The sequence below is a fragment of the Streptomyces lienomycini genome (genome assembly GCF_027947595.1).
GTDB lineage: Bacteria > Actinomycetota > Actinomycetes > Streptomycetales > Streptomycetaceae > Streptomyces > Streptomyces lienomycini.
On record NZ_CP116257.1, the window covers coordinates 459,840 to 478,654 of the forward strand.

An 18,815-nucleotide genomic window follows, 5' to 3' on the forward strand; every position below is an offset into this window, starting at 1 on the left:
CCCGCCCGGGGACCCGGGGTGGCGGCCTACCAGGCCCCCGGGTCCCGACCCGCCACCCCGAACACCGTCCCGTCCGGCGCCCCGGCGTACACGTGCCCGCCCGCGACCAGCGGCGCCGGCAGCGACGCGGGCACCGTGTCGGAGTCGGCGCCGAGCCGGGGCCGGGTCTGCCCGAGCAGCTTGCCCCTGCGGGCGTCGACACCCAGCAGCCGCCCGTCGGGCGCGGTGACGTACACGTGCCGCCCGTCGGAGACGGGCACCGAGCCCCGGCTCACCCCCGTCTCCAGCCGCCACGCCTGCTTCCCCGCCGCCATGTCGACGGCGACCAGCGAGCCGCCCGCGCCCATGAGGAACACGGTGTCCCCGCGCACGCCCGTCGACGCCGACGCCTGCTCGACCGGGATCGGCAGCGTCACCCGGCGGGTCGCCCCGGTGGCGGGCGTGTAGCGGACCACGGCCTTCACGTCGTTGTAGGTCATCCCCTCGGCGACGAGGAACACGGACCCGTCCGCCGCTCCCACGGGCGTCAGCGTGCCCGCCAGGTCCGCGTCCCAGCGCACCTCCCCGCTCGCCGGATCCACCGCGGTGACCCGGGTCCGCCGCCCGTCCGCGCTCTGGTCCGCGGTGTACGCCGCAGGCCGCCGCTCCCCGGCGAACGAGGTGAAGTACGGCACCGGCTGCCCGGGGATCCGGCGCGTCCACGTCGTCCGCCCCGTGGCGCTGTCCACGCCGGTGACCGTCCCGTCGGAGCGGGTCAGCAGCATCATGTCGCCGACGGTGCGCAGTCCCTCGTACGCGGGCATGTCCTGCTGCCACTCGGGCTCGCCCGTCGCGGGGTCGAGGGCCTCCAGCGGGCCCAGCAGTCCGACCTCGGGCTGCACGAGCCCGCCCGACACGACCGGCGGTTCGCTCCGCACGGCCTCCTCGACGGGGTGCCGCCACAGCGTGCTCCCGTCGGCCGGGTCGACCGCGAAGACCAGACCGGGCTGCGCGCACAGCAGCCGCCGGGCCGCGTACGAGCACTGCGGCATCCCGCCGCCCTCCGCCGAGGGCACCGCCTCCCACGCCCCGAACCCGCCCGACGCACTCTGCGCGGTGGGCGTACCCGCGGGCTCGGTCCCGTCGAACGCCTGCACGGCCACCAGGCCCCCGGCCACGGCGAGACACAGCGCCCCGGCGACGATCCCCGACCGCTTCCCCAGCCGCCGCACGAACCGCCCGGCCGGCCCGGACCGCCCGGTCGCCTCGGACGCCTCGGAAAGCTCGGGCGCCTCGGAAGGCTCGGACGGCCCGGCGGGTGCCCGCGGGGTCTCGGCCCGTTCCTCCCGCGGTGCCGGTACGAACACCTGCGTGTCGTAGGCCGCCGCCACCGACCGCAGCTCCCGCATCAACTCGTCGGGCGTCGGCCGGTCCTCGGGCTCCTTGGCGAGGCACCGCAGGACCAGCGGCGCGAGCGACTCGGGTACGCCGGTCAGGTCGGGCTCGTCGTGCACGACCTGGTACGCGACGACGTACGGACTGTCGGAGTCGAAGGGCCCGCGCCCGGTCGCCGCGTGCACCAGCAGCGAGCCGAGGGCGAACACGTCGGCCGCGGGGCCCACTTCCCGGGGCCGCCGGAACTGCTCCGGTGCCATGAACGGCGGTGTCCCGATCAACTTCCCGGTCTCGGTCCGCAGTTCGCTGTCTTTCGGCCGGGAAATGCCGAAGTCGATGACCTTCGGGCCGTCCTCGGCGAGCAGCACGTTGCTCGGTTTGAGGTCCCGGTGGACGACGCCGACCCGGTGGATGTCGCGCAGCGCCTCGGCGAGCCCGGCCATCAGCCTGCGCAGCTGCGGCTCGTCCATCGGCCCGTTCCGCTTCACCTGCTCGGAGAGCGTGGGACCGGGAATGAACAGCGTGGCCATCCAGGGCCGCCCGGCCTCCGGATCGGCGTCCACGACCGGCGCCGTGAAGGCCCCGCTCACCCGCCGGGCCGCGGCCACCTCCTGCCGGAAACGCCCTCTGAACTCGGGGTCCCTGGCATACGGCGCGTGTACGACCTTCACCGCGACGCGCATCCCGGAGGTGCTGCGGGCCAGATGCACGACGCCCATGCCGCCCGAGCCCAGACGGGACTCCAACCGGTAGTGACCGGCGTACTCCGGAAGTTCCGCTTCCGCGTCCGCTCCGGCATCCCGCTGCGGCGCCATGGAACCACCCCCGTGCTGTTCGTTCGCGCGAGCGATGCTCGGAGCCTAGTCGATGGGGCGTACGGGACAGAGGCGGCCTGCCGACCTCCGCGCGCGAGTTGCGAACTGGTGTTTCATGGCTTGTTCTTGGGGTATCAACGCTGCCCCACGACAGTCGTGGGGTTCAACGGGGGAGGTTTCTGCATGTCTGTCGACCAGGTCACCGGCATCGGCGACGGCGAGGACGGCACGGCGAGCGCGGGGGAGACGATCACCGCGACCGCGGCCCTGCGCTCCTACCCGGTCGCGCCCGGCTACCGCCTGAACGTCCGCAGCGGCCCGGGCACCGGCTACTCCCTGGTGCGGGTCCTGTCCGAGGGCGCCAAGGTCGCGATCAACTGCCAGAGTCCGGGGCAGTGGGTGTCGGGCCCCTACGGCACCTCGAACATCTGGGACAACATCGGCAGCGGCCAGTACGTCTCCGACGCGTACATCCGCACCGGCAGCGACGGGTACGTGGCGCCGCGCTGCTGATCCCTGACCTTGTAACGGGGCTGTCCCGGGGCCGTATCAGGAGGCTGCCGGGGGGAACGGGTGCCGGGCCGGGCGGGTCCTGGTGATCAGAAACGCCCGCCGACACCGAGGTAGGAACCATGCGCGTTCGCAAGCTCACCATCGTGGCCCTGGCCGTCGTCGCCGGTCTCTCGCTCACCGCCTGCCAGAACGACGACGACGGCTCGGGGCAGAACGCCGCCCCGCCGGCCGCCTCCGGCCCCTCCTCCGCGGACGGCGGCTCGGCGTCGGCCGGGACGGGGTCGGCCGGCTCGGGCCAGGAAGGCGGCGGATCGGACTCCGCCGGGAAGAGCCCCGACGGGGCCGGCGGGAGCAGCGGGAGCAACGGCGGGGGCGGCGAGGACGGCCGGGCCGCCAAGTGCCGCACCGACGAGCTGGAGATCACGGCGACGGACGCCACGGTCGGCGGCGACACCGAGGGCACCGTCGCGGTCGACCTGAAGAACGGCGGCGGCCGGGCCTGCACCCTCACCGGCTACGCGGGCGTCGACCTGAAGACCAACGCGGGAACCGTGTCCGCGGAGCGCACCGGCGAGGAGGCCTCCCCGGTCGTCCTCCAGGACGGGGAGAACGTGACCTTCGGCATCACCTACCCCGTCAACGACACGGGCGGCTCCGGCGTCCGCATCACGGGCCTGGTGGTGACCCCGCCGAACGAGACCAAGTCCGTCCCCCTCGACTGGCCGGGCGGTGCCTCGCTGCCCGTCACGGACGGCTCCGGCACCCCGGTGCGGGTCGGCCCGATGGGCAGCGCCGGACAGGGCGGCTGAGCGCGCCGCACGCTCCGGGGGGCGCACGCCATAATCGACCCGTGAGCGCAGAGAACGGTAAGAACGGCATCCTGGACACCCACGCGGGCCCCCGCCCCGAGCCCCTCCGGTTCTACGGGACGACCTGGGTGGACCACGACAACGGCTACACCGTCCGCCGGGCCGGCCTCGCCGTCGGCTCCCTCGCCGCGGCGGCCGCCGCCTGCTTCGTGCTGCGCGTCGCCTACCAGGGCCTCCAGATCGCCGACATCGGCAGCTTCGTCTCGCTGCTGATGATTGTGATGTTCGCGATCTGCAGCGCCCTGGCCTTCCGCCACACCTGGTCCGGCTTCAGCGGCCGCCCCGACCCCGACCGCCAGGCCTCCATGCGCGGCCTGCTCGCCATCGGCTTCGTCGGCTCCCTCCTCGCCTACTTCTTCCGCACCTTCACCGAGGCCCCGGGCGAGAAACTGCACCGCGACGAGTACGAGAAGGCCCGCGAGGAGTACGAGAAGCGCACCACCCGCCGCTCGGGCAACCCCTCAAAGAAACGCCGCCAACGCTAGCCCTCCCTCCGGGTCCCGACTCCCCGACTCCCGGGCTCGCGGCCTCCGGGCTCCGGCTTCCGACTTCTGGGCTCTCGGGTCCTCGGCTTCCGGCCTCCGGCCCCGGCTTCCGGCCTCCGGCCTCCGGTCCTCGGCTTCCGGCTTCCGGTCCCGGCCTCCGGATGCTCGGGTTCCGGGCCCTCGGCTCCTCGGGTTCCGGCTTCCGGCTCGCGGCTCCTCGGGTTCCGGCTTCCGGCTTCCGGCCCCCGGGCTTCCGGATTCCGGGTGCCTGGGCTTCCCGCCCCCGGCTCGCGGCTTCCGGCCCCGGGTTTCCGGCTCCCGGCTCCCGGGTTTCCGGCCTGCGGCCTGCGGCCTGCGGCTTCTGGTCCCGGGTCGCTGCTCCTCGGCTCCCGGACTCTGGGCTCGCAGTTTCTCGGCTTCGGGCTCCTCGGCTTCTGACCTCCGGGGTTCCGGCTTCCGGGCTCGCGGGTTCGCCGGTCCCCGGGCTCGCGGCTCCTTGGTTCCCGAGGCTTCCGGACTCCCGGGCTTCCGACCCCTCGGCTCCGGAGCTTCCTCGGCTCCGGGACTCCCCGGCCTCAGTCCTGTGCCTCGCACGCCCCCGCACCCGCAGCCCGCCGACCCCCGTCCCCACCTCCTGGTGCCGTCCACCGCGCCCGCCGAAATCCCCGGCGCCCCGCCGACCCGCCCGGCCACCATGGCCGTATGACGACACCCTTGACCCCGGACGACTCGGCCACCCCGCCCCCCGCCAAGGCGACCCACACCGCCCGTGCCCACTCCTTCAACGCCGCCGCGGCCCAGTACGCCGCCAACCGCCCCTCCTACCCGCCCGCCCTCTTCGACGCGCTGGAGGAGCTGACCGGACGCCCCCTCAAGGGATCCCGTGTCGTGGACGTCGGCGCCGGGACGGGCCTCGCCACGGCCCGCCTGCACGAGCGGGGCGCGGACGTCATCGCGGTGGAACCCGGCGCCGGCATGGCCGCCGAGTTCCACCGGAGTCTGCCCGGCGTGCCGGTGGTGCGCGGCAACGGCAACGCCCTCCCCCTCGCCGGCCACAGCGCCGACCTCCTCACCTACGCCCAGGCCTGGCACTGGACCGACCCCGCCCGCGCGGTCCCGGAGGCGCTGCGCGTGCTGCGTCCGGGCGGCGCGCTGGCGCTGTGGTGGAACACCGACGCCCTCGACGTGCCGTGGATCGCGGAGTCCGCCCGGCGCGTGGACCGGCACTTCGCGGGCCAGAACCTCTCCGCCGAGAAGCGCGACATCGACGCCCGCTTGGCCGACCCCACCGGCAGCCTCACCTTCGTCCAGCGCGAGATCCGCTGGAGCCGCCGCGTCCCCCTCGACACCCACCTGGCCAACCTCGGCAGCCACTCGGTCTTCCTGACCGACACCGAGGAACGCGCCGCCGCCTTCCTGGCCCAGGAGCGCCGCCACCTGCTGGGCGTCTTCCCGGACGGCGTCGTCGAGGAGACGTACGACGTCCATCTCCTCCTCGGGACGACCCCGACACCGCCGCCCCACCTCCCGACCGCTTGACGGCACGGGGGGCCGGGAGGAGTATTCATCACATGATGAATTACTCGGGGTACCCCACCTCCCGGCCGCCCGGAGGGCAAGAGGGCGAGCCCACTCCACCCGCCGTCCACGCCGACGACCTCACCGTCGTCCGCGGTCCCCGCACCGTCCTGCGCGGCCTCGCCTTCACCGTCCCGCGCGGCCGCATCACCGGCCTCCTCGGCCCCTCCGGCTGCGGCAAGTCGACCCTCATGCGGGCGATCGCCGGAACCCAGGCCAAGGTCGCCGGCACCCTGAACGTCCTCGGCCGCCCCGCCGGCCACCCGGCCCTGCGCACCCGCGTCGGCTACGTCACCCAGGCCCCGTCCGTCTACGCCGACCTCACCGTCCGCCAGAACCTCGACTACTTCGCCGGGATCCTGGCCCCGGGCCGCTCCGCCGCCGGTCACCGCGGCGAGAACGTCGCCCGCGCCATCGCCGACGTCGACCTCACCACCCACGCCGACTCCCTGGCCGGCAACCTCTCCGGCGGTCAGCGCAGCCGTGTCTCCCTCGCCGTGGCCCTCCTGGGCGCCCCCGAGCTGCTCGTCCTCGACGAGCCGACGGTCGGCCTGGACCCCGTACTCCGCCGCGACCTGTGGACCCTCTTCCACTCCCTGGCCGCCGACCGCGGAACCACCCTCCTCGTCTCCTCCCACGTCATGGACGAGGCCGAGCGCTGCCACCAGCTGCTCCTGATGCGCGAGGGCGAGGTCCTCGCCGACGACACCCCCGACGCCCTGCGCACCCGCACCGGCTCCGAAACCGTCGAGGAGGCGTTCCTCCACCTGGTCGACGAGGCGAGGACGCAGGCGGCTGCCCGCACGAAGGAGACCACCCGATGAGCAGCCCCACACCTCCCGCGTCCCCCACACCCCCGGCCACCCCGATGCCCGGCCTCGCCCCGGCCCCCACCCGCCCCCTGAGCCTCTCCCGCACCACGGCCACCGCGACCCGCGTACTCCGCCAGCTCAGCCACGACCCCCGCAGCATCGCCCTGCTGGTGCTGGTCCCCTGCGTGATGCTCTTCCTGCTGCGCTACGTCTTCGACGGCAGCCCGCACACCTTCGACAACATCGGCGCCTCGCTCCTCGGCATCTTCCCGCTGATCACGATGTTCCTGGTCACGTCCATCGCGACACTGCGCGAGCGCACCTCCGGCACCCTCGAACGCCTGCTTGCCATGCCCCTGGGCAAGGGCGACCTCATCGCGGGCTACGCCCTGGCCTTCGGAGCCCTCGCCATCATCCAGTCCGCCCTCGCCACCGGCCTCGCGGTCTGGTTCCTGGGCCTGGACGTGACGGGCAGCCCCTGGCTGCTCCTCCTGGTCGCCCTGCTCGACGCGCTCCTGGGCACCGCGCTCGGCCTCTTCGTCTCGGCCTTCGCGGCCTCGGAATTCCAGGCGGTCCAGTTCATGCCGGCCGTGATCTTCCCCCAACTCCTCCTCTGCGGCCTCTTCACCCCGCGCGACCACATGCACCCGGCCCTGGAGGCCGTCTCCGACGTCCTGCCCATGTCCTACGCGGTCGACGGCATGAACGAGGTCCTGCGCCACACCGACATGACCACCGCCTTCGTCCGCGACGCCCTGATCGTCGCGGGCTGCGCACTCCTGGTCCTGGCCCTGGGCGCGGCGACGCTGAAACGCCGGACGGCATAACAGCCCCCAGGGACAGGAAGGGGAAGGGGGGCGGGGCGAAGGACTCCCACCGGCACCCCACCGTCCCGCGGACTGGACGCGACGCTCCACCCACTCTCCCGAATGCGAGGATGACAACGACGGACCACGCACGACGCACGACGCACGACGCTCGACGCACGACGACCCAAGAACAGCCAGGGCACCGAAGGGCACCGAACCCATGACCCAGAAAGTCGCCGTCCTCGGCACCGGCAAGATCGGCGAAGCCCTGCTCAGCGGCATGATCGGCGCCGGCTGGGCCCCCGCCGACCTCCTGGTCACCGCTCGCCGCCCGGAACGGGCCGACGAACTCCGCGCCCGCCACGGCGTCACCCCGGTCACCAACGCCGAGGCCGCCAAGAACGCCGACACCCTGATCCTCACGGTCAAGCCGCAGGACATGGGCACCCTCCTCGACGAACTCGCCCCGCACGTCCCCGCCGACCGCCTGATCATCAGCGGCGCGGCCGGCGTCCCCACCTCCTTCTTCGAGGAACGCCTCGCCCCCGGCACCCCGGTCGTCCGCGTCATGACGAACACCCCGGCCCTCGTCGACGAGGCCATGTCCGTCGTCTCCGCCGGCACCCACGCCACGGAGGCCCACCTCGCCCACGCCGACGAGATCTTCGGCGCCGTCGGCAAGACCCTCCGCGTCCCCGAGTCCCAGCAGGACGCCTGCACCGCCCTCTCCGGCTCCGGACCGGCGTACTTCTTCTACCTGGTCGAAGCCATGACCGATGCCGGCATCCTCCTCGGCCTGCCCCGCGACAAGGCCCACGACCTGATCGTCCAGTCCGCGATCGGCGCCGCGAAGATGCTCCGCGACAGCGGCGAACACCCGGTCAGGCTCCGCGAGAACGTGACGTCCCCCGCCGGCACCACCATCAACGCCATCCGCGAACTGGAGAACCACGGCGTCCGCGCCGCCCTCATCGCCGCCCTGGAAGCCGCCCGCGACCGCAGCCGCGAACTGGCCTCCGGCACCAAGGACTGACAGCCCGCGAAGCACGACCGGGCACCGACCGCACTCCCGAACGCACCGCCCATACCCGAGGTCGCCCGACGGCCGGGGTTCGGCAGCGAGGCCACGATGCGCCAGCACTTCGCAGCGCGCCCCGCCACCAGTCCCCGCGCCTACCGGACCGCGTTCACCGGGGGCAGCAACCCGATCGCCCGGTAGGCCGCGTCCACGGTCGGCCGTGCCATCGCCCGGGCCCTCCCGGCCCCCTCCAGGAGCACTCCGTCCACGTACCCGGGATCGGCGCACAGCTCCTTGTGCCGCTCCTGCACGGGCCTCAGCACCTCGACGACCGCCTCCGCGGTGTCCTTCTTCAGCGCGCCGTACGAGTCGTACTCGCCCGCCAGCTCCTCCGGGTCCCCGCCGGTGCAGGCCGCGAGGATCTCCAGCAGGTTCGCGAGCCCCGGCCGCTCCGCCCGGTCGTACACGACGTCACGCCCGCTGTCGGTCACGGCCCGCACGATCTTCTTCCGCACCACGTCCGGCTCGTCCAGCAGGTAGACGATGCCCGGTCCCACGTCGTCGCTCTTGCCCATCTTCGACGCGGGCTCCTGGAGATTCATGACCCGCGCCGCCACCGCCGGACTCGTCGCCCGCGGCACCACGAACGTGTGCCCGTACCGCTGGTTGAACCGCACCGCGAGATCCCGCGCCAGCTCGACGTGCTGCGTCTGGTCGTCCCCGACCGGCACTTCGTCCGTCCCGTACGCCAGGATGTCCGCCGCCATCAGCACGGGGTACGTCAGCAGCGACAACCGCACGCTCCCACCGCGCTCCCGCTCCCGCGCGGCCTTCTCCTTGTACTGGATCATCCGCCGCATCTCGCCGTCCGTCGCGACGCACTCCAGTACGTACGACAGCCGCGCGTGCTCGTCGACGTGGCTCTGCACGAACACGGTGCACACCTCGGGGTCCAGCCCCGCCGCCAGCAGCAGCGACGCGCCCTGCCGGCTGAGTCTGCGCACCCGCGCCGGATCGTGGTCCACGGTCAGCGCGTGCAGGTCGACCACGCAGAACAACGCGTCCGACCGGTACTGGTCCACCGCGGCCCACCGCCGCATGGCTCCCAGGTAGTTCCCCAGCGTCAGGTGCCCTGTCGGCTTGACCCCACTGAAGACCCGTGTCATCTCTCCACCTCCTGGTCAGGGCCGCCGCCACCCGCCGGCCGCCCCTCCTGGAGGGAGATACGAGAACGGCCGCCGAAGCGGCGGCCGTCGAGTGCATACGTGTGTACGGCCGCCGTCAGGCGGCCCACCAGAGCCCGGTACACGTACGCGTCATCACGCCCTCCACGGTACTCCCGCGGGGACCGCACCGCCCGGGAGTTGACACGCCTGTCCCGCACTCCTAGTGTTCTCCGAGTTGTCCGACGTGAGCGCCGACCCCGGTCGGTCCCCGGACAGCGATTCCGCAAGTACCCACCACTCCTCGACGAGCAGTCGCATGGTCGGCGTCGTCGAAGTGCCGGTGCACGTATTTACGGAATGAGGAATCCACGTTCGAAAGGACGCGGCCCCCGATTAGCTCGGGAGCCGGGAATCCGCTAGAGTCTCACCTCGTTGAAACGGCCCGAACGGCCGCGGAGACAACCCCTTCTGACGGGGAATCAGGGCCCGAAAGGATCTGATAGAGTCGGAACCGCCGGAAAGGGAAACGCGAAAGCGGGAACCTGGAAAGCACCGAGGAAATCGGATCGGAAAGATCTGATAGAGTCGGAAACGCAAGACCGAAGGGAAGCGCCCGGAGGAAAGCCCGAGAGGGTGAGTACAAAGGAAGCGTCCGTTCCTTGAGAACTCAACAGCGTGCCAAAAGTCAACGCCAGATATGTTGATACCCCGTCTCCGGCCATTCGGCTGGGACGAGGTTCCTTTGAAGTAACACACAGCGAGGACGCTGTGAACGGTCGGATTATTCCTCCGACTGTTCCGCTCTCGTGGTGTCACCCGATCACGGGTAAACATTCACGGAGAGTTTGATCCTGGCTCAGGACGAACGCTGGCGGCGTGCTTAACACATGCAAGTCGAACGATGAACCACTTCGGTGGGGATTAGTGGCGAACGGGTGAGTAACACGTGGGCAATCTGCCCTGCACTCTGGGACAAGCCCTGGAAACGGGGTCTAATACCGGATACTGATCCTCGCGGGCATCTGCGAGGTTCGAAAGCTCCGGCGGTGCAGGATGAGCCCGCGGCCTATCAGCTTGTTGGTGAGGTAATGGCTCACCAAGGCGACGACGGGTAGCCGGCCTGAGAGGGCGACCGGCCACACTGGGACTGAGACACGGCCCAGACTCCTACGGGAGGCAGCAGTGGGGAATATTGCACAATGGGCGAAAGCCTGATGCAGCGACGCCGCGTGAGGGATGACGGCCTTCGGGTTGTAAACCTCTTTCAGCAGGGAAGAAGCGAAAGTGACGGTACCTGCAGAAGAAGCGCCGGCTAACTACGTGCCAGCAGCCGCGGTAATACGTAGGGCGCAAGCGTTGTCCGGAATTATTGGGCGTAAAGAGCTCGTAGGCGGCTTGTCACGTCGGTTGTGAAAGCCCGGGGCTTAACCCCGGGTCTGCAGTCGATACGGGCAGGCTAGAGTTCGGTAGGGGAGATCGGAATTCCTGGTGTAGCGGTGAAATGCGCAGATATCAGGAGGAACACCGGTGGCGAAGGCGGATCTCTGGGCCGATACTGACGCTGAGGAGCGAAAGCGTGGGGAGCGAACAGGATTAGATACCCTGGTAGTCCACGCCGTAAACGGTGGGCACTAGGTGTGGGCAACATTCCACGTTGTCCGTGCCGCAGCTAACGCATTAAGTGCCCCGCCTGGGGAGTACGGCCGCAAGGCTAAAACTCAAAGGAATTGACGGGGGCCCGCACAAGCGGCGGAGCATGTGGCTTAATTCGACGCAACGCGAAGAACCTTACCAAGGCTTGACATACACCGGAAAGCATCAGAGATGGTGCCCCCCTTGTGGTCGGTGTACAGGTGGTGCATGGCTGTCGTCAGCTCGTGTCGTGAGATGTTGGGTTAAGTCCCGCAACGAGCGCAACCCTTGTCCCGTGTTGCCAGCAAGCCCTTCGGGGTGTTGGGGACTCACGGGAGACCGCCGGGGTCAACTCGGAGGAAGGTGGGGACGACGTCAAGTCATCATGCCCCTTATGTCTTGGGCTGCACACGTGCTACAATGGCCGGTACAATGAGCTGCGATACCGCAAGGTGGAGCGAATCTCAAAAAGCCGGTCTCAGTTCGGATTGGGGTCTGCAACTCGACCCCATGAAGTCGGAGTCGCTAGTAATCGCAGATCAGCATTGCTGCGGTGAATACGTTCCCGGGCCTTGTACACACCGCCCGTCACGTCACGAAAGTCGGTAACACCCGAAGCCGGTGGCCCAACCCCTTGTGGGAGGGAGCTGTCGAAGGTGGGACTGGCGATTGGGACGAAGTCGTAACAAGGTAGCCGTACCGGAAGGTGCGGCTGGATCACCTCCTTTCTAAGGAGCACTTCTTACCGGTCTTCGGGCTGGTCAGAGGCCAGTATGCGGGCGAATGTCTCGCACTGGTTGCTCATGGGTGGAACGTTGACTATTCGGCACGATCGGGATGAGGACTGCTAGTACTGCTTCGGCGTGGAACGCAGGGTCTTGACTGAACGTGTCGGGCACGCTGTTGGGTGTCTGAGGGAATGATCTTCCTTCAGTTGCCGGCCCCGGTAAAAATCTGCGGAAGCGGGTTGTGACGGGTGGTTGGTCGTTGTTTGAGAACTGCACAGTGGACGCGAGCATCTGTGGCCAAGTTTTTAAGGGCGCACGGTGGATGCCTTGGCACCAGGAACCGATGAAGGACGTGGGAGGCCACGATAGGCCCCGGGGAGTCGTCAACCAGGCTTTGATCCGGGGGTGTCCGAATGGGGAAACCCGGCAGTCGTCATGGGCTGTCACCCTTGCCTGAACACATAGGGCAAGTGGAGGGAACGCGGGGAAGTGAAACATCTCAGTACCCGCAGGAAGAGAAAACAACCGTGATTCCGGGAGTAGTGGCGAGCGAAACCGGATGAGGCCAAACCGTATACGTGTGAGACCCGGCAGGGGTTGCGTGTGCGGGGTTGTGGGATCTCTCTTCTGTTGTCTGCCGGCAACAGGACGAGTCAGAAACCGTTGATGTAGGCGAAGGACATGCGAAAGGTCCGGCGTAGAGGGTAAGACCCCCGTAGTCGAAACATTAGCGGCTCGTTTGAGAGACACCCAAGTAGCACGGGGCCCGAGAAATCCCGTGTGAATCTGGCGGGACCACCCGCTAAGCCTAAATATTCCCTGGTGACCGATAGCGGATAGTACCGTGAGGGAATGGTGAAAAGTACCGCGGGAGCGGAGTGAAATAGTACCTGAAACCGTGTGCCTACAAGCCGTGGGAGCGTCGCGCAAGGACTTGTCCTTGCGTCGTGACTGCGTGCCTTTTGAAGAATGAGCCTGCGAGTTTGCGGTGTGTTGCGAGGTTAACCCGGGTGGGGAAGCCGTAGCGAAAGCGAGTCCGAACAGGGCGTTTCAGTAGCACGCTCAAGACCCGAAGCGGAGTGATCTAGCCATGGGCAGGTTGAAGCGGCTGTAAGAGGTCGTGGAGGACCGAACCCACCAGGGTTGAAAACCTGGGGGATGACCTGTGGTTAGGGGTGAAAGGCCAATCAAACTCCGTGATAGCTGGTTCTCCCCGAAATGCATTTAGGTGCAGCGTCGTGTGTTTCTTGCCGGAGGTAGAGCACTGGATAGGCGATGGGCCCTACCGGGTTACTGACCTTAGCCAAACTCCGAATGCCGGTAAGTGAGAGCGCGGCAGTGAGACTGTGGGGGATAAGCTCCATGGTCGAGAGGGAAACAGCCCAGAGCATCGACTAAGGCCCCTAAGCGTACGCTAAGTGGGAAAGGATGTGGAGTCGCACAGACAACCAGGAGGTTGGCTTAGAAGCAGCCACCCTTGAAAGAGTGCGTAATAGCTCACTGGTCTAGTGATTCCGCGCCGACAATGTAGCGGGGCTCAAGCGTACCGCCGAAGTCGTGTCATTGCAGCAATACGGCCAACGCCGGCTGTGATGGGTAGGGGAGCGTCGTGTGCCGGGTGAAGCAGCCGCGGAAGCGAGTTGTGGACGGTTCACGAGTGAGAATGCAGGCATGAGTAGCGATACAAACGTGAGAAACGTTTGCGCCGATTGACTAAGGGTTCCTGGGTCAAGCTGATCTGCCCAGGGTAAGTCGGGACCTAAGGCGAGGCCGACAGGCGTAGTCGATGGATAACCGGTTGATATTCCGGTACCCGCTGTGAAGCGTCAAACATCGAGCATCGTGATGCTAAGGCCGTGAAGCCGCCCTGATCTCTTCGGAGTTGAGGGGAGTGGTGGAGCCGCCGAACCAAGCGGTTAGTAGGTGAGTGATGGGGTGACGCAGGAAGGTAGTCCATCCCGGGCGGTGGTTGTCCCGGGGTAAGGGTGTAGGCCGTGCGATAGGTAAATCCGTCGTACATGTGGCTGAGACCTGATGCCGAGCCGATTGTGGTGAAGTGGATGATCCTATGCTGTCGAGAAAAGCCTCTAGCGAGTTTCATGGCGGCCCGTACCCTAAACCGACTCAGGTGGTCAGGTAGAGAATACCGAGGCGTTCGGGTGAACTATGGTTAAGGAACTCGGCAAAATGCCCCCGTAACTTCGGGAGAAGGGGGGCCACACCTGGTGACGAGTTTTACACTCTGAGCTGGGGGTGGCCGCAGAGACCAGCGAGAAGCGACTGTTTACTAAAAACACAGGTCCGTGCGAAGCCGTAAGGCGATGTATACGGACTGACGCCTGCCCGGTGCTGGAACGTTAAGGGGACCGGTTAGTCACATTTCGGTGTGGCGAAGCTGAGAACTTAAGCGCCAGTAAACGGCGGTGGTAACTATAACCATCCTAAGGTAGCGAAATTCCTTGTCGGGTAAGTTCCGACCTGCACGAATGGCGTAACGACTTCTCGACTGTCTCAACCATAGGCCCGGTGAAATTGCACTACGAGTAAAGATGCTCGTTTCGCGCAGCAGGACGGAAAGACCCCGGGACCTTTACTACAGTTTGATATTGGTGTTCGGTTCGGCTTGTGTAGGATAGCTGGGAGACTTTGAAGCTCGCACGCCAGTGTGGGTGGAGTCGTCGTTGAAATACCAGTCTGGTCGTGCTGGATGTCTAACCTGGGTCCGTGATCCGGATCAGGGACAGTGTCTGATGGGTAGTTTAACTGGGGCGGTTGCCTCCTAAAGAGTAACGGAGGCGCCCAAAGGTTCCCTCAGCCTGGTTGGCAATCAGGTGTTGAGTGTAAGTGCACAAGGGAGCTTGACTGTGAGACCGACGGGTCGAGCAGGGACGAAAGTCGGGACTAGTGATCCGGCGGTGGCTTGTGGAAGCGCCGTCGCTCAACGGATAAAAGGTACCCCGGGGATAACAGGCTGATCTTCCCCAAGAGTCCATATCGACGGGATGGTTTGGCACCTCGATGTCGGCTCGTCGCATCCTGGGGCTGGAGTCGGTCCCAAGGGTTGGGCTGTTCGCCCATTAAAGCGGTACGCGAGCTGGGTTTAGAACGTCGTGAGACAGTTCGGTCCCTATCCGCTGTGCGCGTAGGAGTCTTGAGAAGGGCTGTCCCTAGTACGAGAGGACCGGGACGGACGAACCTCTGGTGTGCCAGTTGTCCTGCCAAGGGCATGGCTGGTTGGCTACGTTCGGGAGGGATAACCGCTGAAAGCATCTAAGCGGGAAGCCTGCTTCGAGATGAGGACTCCCACCCCCTTGAGGGGTTAAGGCTCCCAGTAGACGACTGGGTTGATAGGCCGGATCTGGAAGCACCGTGAGGTGTGGAGGTGACCGGTACTAATAGGCCGAGGGCTTGTCCTCAGTTGCTCGCGTCCACTGTGTTGGTTCTGAAACCACGAACAACCCCACGTCCACAGCGTGGTGCGGTTGTATGTTTCATAGTGTTTCGGTGGTCATAGCGTAGGGGAAACGCCCGGTTACATTTCGAACCCGGAAGCTAAGCCTTACAGCGCCGATGGTACTGCAGGGGGGACCCTGTGGGAGAGTAGGACGCCGCCGAACAATCATTGCGAGAAGACCCCGCACCGGGAACGGTGCGGGGTCTTCTGCGTTTAGGGTCTCTGTATGCGCTACGACCTGGTTATCTTCGACAATGACGGTGTTCTCGTCGACAGTGAGCCGATCTCCAATCGGCTGCTCGCCGGTTGTCTCACCGAGCTGGGGCACCCGACGTCCTACGAGGACTCCCTCAGGGACTACATGGGCGGCGCGATGCACCGCGTCCACGATCTCGTCCTGGAGCGGACGGGGCGGCGGCTGCCCGACGACTTCGACGACGTCTTCCACGAGCGGGTCTTCGCCGCCTTCGAGCGTGAACTGGAGCCCGTTCAGGGGGCCGTCGGCGTGCTGGAGAAGCTCGCCGCGGACGGGGTGGCGTACTGCGTGGCCTCCTCCGGGAGCCACGAGCGGATCCGGGTGGGGCACCGGAAGACCGGGCTCGACCGGTGGTTCGACGACGGACGGATCTTCAGCTCCCAGGACGTGGGGCGGGGGAAGCCGGCACCGGACCTGTTCCTGCACGCTGCGGAGCGGATGGGCGTGGCGCCGCAACGGTGTGCCGTGATCGAGGACAGTCCGCTCGGCGTCCGGGCCGCGGTCGCCGCCGGGATGGACGTGTACGGGTTCACCGCCATGACGCCGCCCGCGAAGCTCGCCGGTGCCACCCGACTCTTCGCGGACATGGGGGAGTTGGCCGACCTGCTCATACGCTGACAGCGGTCGGGCTCGGGACGGTCGTCATGATCGTGACGTTGGTGTGCGCGTTCGTGGTCAGCGGTGCGCTGGGAGCCGGGCCCATGGTCCACATGATCGGGGCCGCCGCCGCGTCGGCCCGCGCGCCCGAGAGCGCCTCCACGGGCACACCGGTCCTCGAAGCTGAGAAGAATTCACCTTTGGCTGGATCTACCCACGGGTAAGCCGGGGCCCTACGCTCGCCGCCATGACTGATGTGCTGCGGCGCGGTAGGGCCTCGCTCGCGTTCGGTTTCTTCGCCCAGGGGGTCGCCTTCGCACTGCTGGTGACGCGTATCCCGGCCATCCAGGACCGGTACGGCGTCTCCGACGCGCTGCTGCCCGTCTTCCTCGCCGCCGTGCCGATCCTGGCCGGTGTCGGGAGTGTGGTGAGCGAGCGTCTGGTGCGGCGGGTGCGGCCGAGCCGGCTGCTGCGCTGGTCCCAGCCGGTGGTACTGCTGGCGCTGCTCGGGGTGGGTGCGGGGGACCGGATGGCGGTGCTGGCGGTCGCGCTGGCCGTCTTCGGGCTGGCCGTCGGTGCCCTGGACGCCTCGATGAACATGCTCGGGGTGAGCCTGCAACGGGCGTACGGGCGCAGCATCATGCTCGGGTTCCACGCGACGTACAGCCTCGGGGGGATTCTGGGGGCATCGCTGGCGTGGGCGGGGGCGCACTGGGACCTGGCGCTGTGGGTGTCGTATCTGCCGGTGGTCGTGGTGCTGCTGCCTGCGGCGCTGGTGGGGAGCCGGTGGTACGTCGACGGGGGCGGCGGTGACCCGGGGAAGAGCGCGGAGCAGGGCGGGGGCCGGGCCGGGGGCGGTGTCGGGTTCAAGGTGCTGTTGCCGCTGTGCCTGGTGATGACGTTCGCGTACATCGGGGACTCGACCGTCTCCAACTGGAGTGCGAAGTATCTCCAGGACGTGCTGGGGAGTTCGGAGCAGCTGGCCACTGTGCCGTACAACGTGTACATGGTGACCACGCTGGTGGGGCGGGCCGTCGGGGACTTCGGGGTGCGGCGGTTCGGGGCCGTCGCGGTGGTGCGGGGCGGGGCCGTCGTCGCGGCGGGCGGGTTCGCCGTGGTGGCGTCGGCGCCGGGGGCCTGGGTGGGGATGCTCGGGTTCACCCTGCTGGGGGTGGGGTTGTGCGTGCTGGTGCCGCAGACGTTCGCCGCGGCGGGCCGGCTGGCGGCCGAGCGGGGCGGCGGGCCGGGGGCCTCGGACGCGGCGGTGGCGCGGCTCAACATCTTCAACTACGTGGGTTTCCTGATCGGTTCGCCCCTGGTGGGGGCGCTCGGGGACGCCTGGAGCTATCGCGGGGCGATGCTCGTGCCGATGGTGTTGGTGCTGGTGACGGTCGTGTACGCCAGGTCGTTCGGGGAACGCCCGGACCGATACGGTGGCGGGCATGAGCGGCCGCGCACAGCTGATGTGGGACGAGGCAGTAACGGGCTATGACTTCGGGCCGGAGCATCCGATGGACCCGGTACGGCTCGCCCTGACCCGGAGTCTGGTCGGCGCCCTCGGGCTCGACCGGGAGGTGGAGGTCGTCGCGGCGCGGCCGGCCGGGGAGTCGACGCTGCGACTCGTCCACCGGGAGGACTACATCGACGCGGTGAAGGCGGCGTCGGCCGATCCGGGCGCGGCCGACGGCTCGTACGGGCTCGGTACCGTCGACGACCCGGCCTTCGCGGGCATGCACGAGGTGTCCGCGCTGATCGCCGGGCAGTCCGTCGGGGCCGCGGAGGCGGTGTGGCGCGGCGACGTCCTGCACGCGGTGAACTTCGCGGGCGGGCTGCACCACGCGATGCCGGGCGCGGCGTCCGGGTTCTGCGTGTACAACGACGCGGCGCTGGCGATCGCGCGGCTCCTCGAGCTGGGGGCCGAGCGGGTCGCGTACGTCGATGTGGACGTGCACCACGGGGACGGGGTGCAGGCGGCGTTCTGGGAGGACCCGCGGGTTCTGACGGTGTCGCTGCACGAGCATCCGCGGACGCTGTTCCCGCAGACCGGCTGGCCGGAGGAGACCGGCGCGGACTGCGCCGAGGGCTCCGCGGTGAACGTCGCGCTGCCGGCGGGGACCGGGGACGAGGGGTGGCTGCGGGCGTTCCACGCGGTGGTGCCGGAGGTCCTCGCGGAGTTCCGGCCGCAGGTGCTGGTGACGCAGCACGGCGCCGACACGCACTTCGAGGATCCGCTGGCGCACCTGGCGGTGTCGCTGGACGCGCAGCGGGCGGTGCAGGTGGCCTGCCACGAGCTGGCGCACGAGTACGCCGGGGGGCGCTGGGTGGCCCTCGGGGGCGGGGGGTACGCCGTGGTGGAGGTGGTGCCGCGGTCCTGGACGCACCTGGTGGGGATCGCCGCGGGCCGGCCGGTGGAGCCGGAGACGGTGATTCCGGAAGGGTGGCGGCAGGAGGTGTTCGCGCGGACCCGGCAGCTGGGGCCGCAGCGGATGACCGACGGGCGGTGGCCGGTGTCCTGGGCCTCGTGGGAGGCGGGGTACGACCCCGCGGACCGGCTGGACCAGGCGGTGCGGGCGGCACGGCGGGCGGCGTTCCCGTTGCGGGGGCTGCTGGCGTAGGGGCGGGTGCCCGGCCCGGCGTCGCGGGGCCTGTTACGCCGACCGTGCGGAGATCTCCCGTTTCCCGTTCGCCCCGCATGAAGACCCGGCAGCA

General features: G+C 68.5%; 13 protein-coding genes, 3 rRNA genes and 1 pseudogene. 14 read left to right on the plus strand and 3 right to left on the minus strand.

The genetic code is table 11. From position 1 onward, the window contains the following. Positions 1–26: 26 nt before the first annotated feature. Positions 27–2,189, minus strand: coding sequence for a serine/threonine-protein kinase (locus tag BJ961_RS02215; protein ID WP_271319628.1), 2,163 nt, complete (start codon positions 2,187–2,189; stop codon positions 27–29). Between the two features lie 183 nt (positions 2,190–2,372). On the opposite strand from BJ961_RS02215, the gene BJ961_RS02220 reads away from it, so the two are divergent. From BJ961_RS02220 to BJ961_RS02255, 8 genes and pseudogenes are all read left to right on the plus strand, one after another. Next, positions 2,373–2,702 carry an SH3 domain-containing protein gene (locus BJ961_RS02220; protein WP_271319629.1) on the plus strand — a complete coding sequence of 110 codons (330 nt, stop codon included), beginning with the start codon at positions 2,373–2,375 and terminating at the stop codon, positions 2,700–2,702. 119 nt (positions 2,703–2,821) lie between these two features. Then, positions 2,822–3,511: a DUF4232 domain-containing protein gene (locus BJ961_RS02225; RefSeq protein ID WP_271319630.1), complete on the plus strand. Its 690-nt coding sequence runs from the start codon at positions 2,822–2,824 to the stop codon at positions 3,509–3,511. Positions 3,512–3,552: 41 nt separating this feature from the next. Further along, positions 3,553–4,056: an EamA/RhaT family transporter gene (locus BJ961_RS02230; RefSeq protein WP_271319631.1), complete on the plus strand. Its 504-nt coding sequence runs from the start codon at positions 3,553–3,555 to the stop codon at positions 4,054–4,056. A gap of 702 nt (positions 4,057–4,758) precedes the next feature. Further along, positions 4,759–5,595, plus strand: a complete 837-nt coding sequence (locus BJ961_RS02235) for a class I SAM-dependent methyltransferase (RefSeq protein WP_271319632.1) — start codon at positions 4,759–4,761, stop codon at positions 5,593–5,595. 32 nt (positions 5,596–5,627) lie between these two features. Continuing rightward, a complete protein-coding gene (locus BJ961_RS02240; protein ID WP_271319633.1) occupies positions 5,628–6,458 on the plus strand; it encodes an ABC transporter ATP-binding protein in 831 nt (276 codons plus the stop codon). Next, a complete protein-coding gene (locus BJ961_RS02245; RefSeq protein WP_271319634.1) occupies positions 6,455–7,273 on the plus strand; it encodes an ABC transporter permease in 819 nt (272 codons plus the stop codon). The genes BJ961_RS02240 and BJ961_RS02245 overlap by 4 nt, the downstream gene beginning before the upstream one ends. A gap of 202 nt (positions 7,274–7,475) precedes the next feature. After that, a complete protein-coding gene (gene proC, locus BJ961_RS02250; protein ID WP_271319635.1) occupies positions 7,476–8,288 on the plus strand; it encodes a pyrroline-5-carboxylate reductase in 813 nt (270 codons plus the stop codon). Between the two features lie 48 nt (positions 8,289–8,336). Then, positions 8,337–8,474: pseudogene (locus BJ961_RS02255) on the plus strand (AraC family transcriptional regulator); the annotation flags it as partial. Here BJ961_RS02255 and trpS read toward each other — a convergent pair. Further along, complete coding sequence (trpS, locus tag BJ961_RS02260; protein WP_271319636.1) at positions 8,429–9,439, minus strand: tryptophan--tRNA ligase; 1,011 nt, start codon at positions 9,437–9,439, stop codon at positions 8,429–8,431. The pseudogene BJ961_RS02255 and the gene trpS sit on opposite strands and share 46 nt — an antisense overlap. A gap of 833 nt (positions 9,440–10,272) precedes the next feature. Here trpS and BJ961_RS02265 point away from each other — a divergent pair. The 4 genes from BJ961_RS02265 (at position 10,273) to BJ961_RS02280 (ending at position 16,127) form a co-directional block, all read left to right on the plus strand. Continuing rightward, positions 10,273–11,799: ribosomal RNA gene (locus BJ961_RS02265) — 16S ribosomal RNA — on the plus strand. 295 nt (positions 11,800–12,094) lie between these two features. Beyond that, positions 12,095–15,215: ribosomal RNA gene (locus tag BJ961_RS02270) — 23S ribosomal RNA — on the plus strand. An 84-nt stretch (positions 15,216–15,299) separates the two neighbouring features. Next, a 5S ribosomal RNA gene (gene rrf / locus BJ961_RS02275) occupies positions 15,300–15,416 on the plus strand. Together the 16S, 23S and 5S rRNA genes form the textbook arrangement of a ribosomal RNA operon. A gap of 63 nt (positions 15,417–15,479) precedes the next feature. Continuing rightward, positions 15,480–16,127: an HAD family hydrolase gene (locus BJ961_RS02280; protein WP_271319637.1), complete on the plus strand. Its 648-nt coding sequence runs from the start codon at positions 15,480–15,482 to the stop codon at positions 16,125–16,127. Here the strand turns inward: BJ961_RS02280 and BJ961_RS35950 are convergent. Beyond that, entirely contained in the window at positions 16,117–16,269 is a 153-nt protein-coding gene (locus BJ961_RS35950; protein ID WP_328658727.1) for a hypothetical protein, read from the minus strand. The two genes, BJ961_RS02280 and BJ961_RS35950, sit on opposite strands and share 11 nt — an antisense overlap. Positions 16,270–16,353: 84 nt before the next feature. Between BJ961_RS35950 and BJ961_RS02290 the strand changes: the two genes are divergently transcribed. Together BJ961_RS02290 and BJ961_RS02295 are read left to right on the plus strand one after the other, a co-directional pair. Beyond that, positions 16,354–17,598, plus strand: a complete 1,245-nt coding sequence (locus tag BJ961_RS02290) for an MFS transporter (RefSeq protein WP_271319638.1) — start codon at positions 16,354–16,356, stop codon at positions 17,596–17,598. Then, positions 17,549–18,721, plus strand: a complete 1,173-nt coding sequence (locus BJ961_RS02295; RefSeq protein ID WP_271319639.1) for an acetoin utilization protein AcuC — start codon at positions 17,549–17,551, stop codon at positions 18,719–18,721. The genes BJ961_RS02290 and BJ961_RS02295 overlap by 50 nt, the downstream gene beginning before the upstream one ends. The last annotated feature ends 94 nt before the right edge of the window (positions 18,722–18,815 follow it).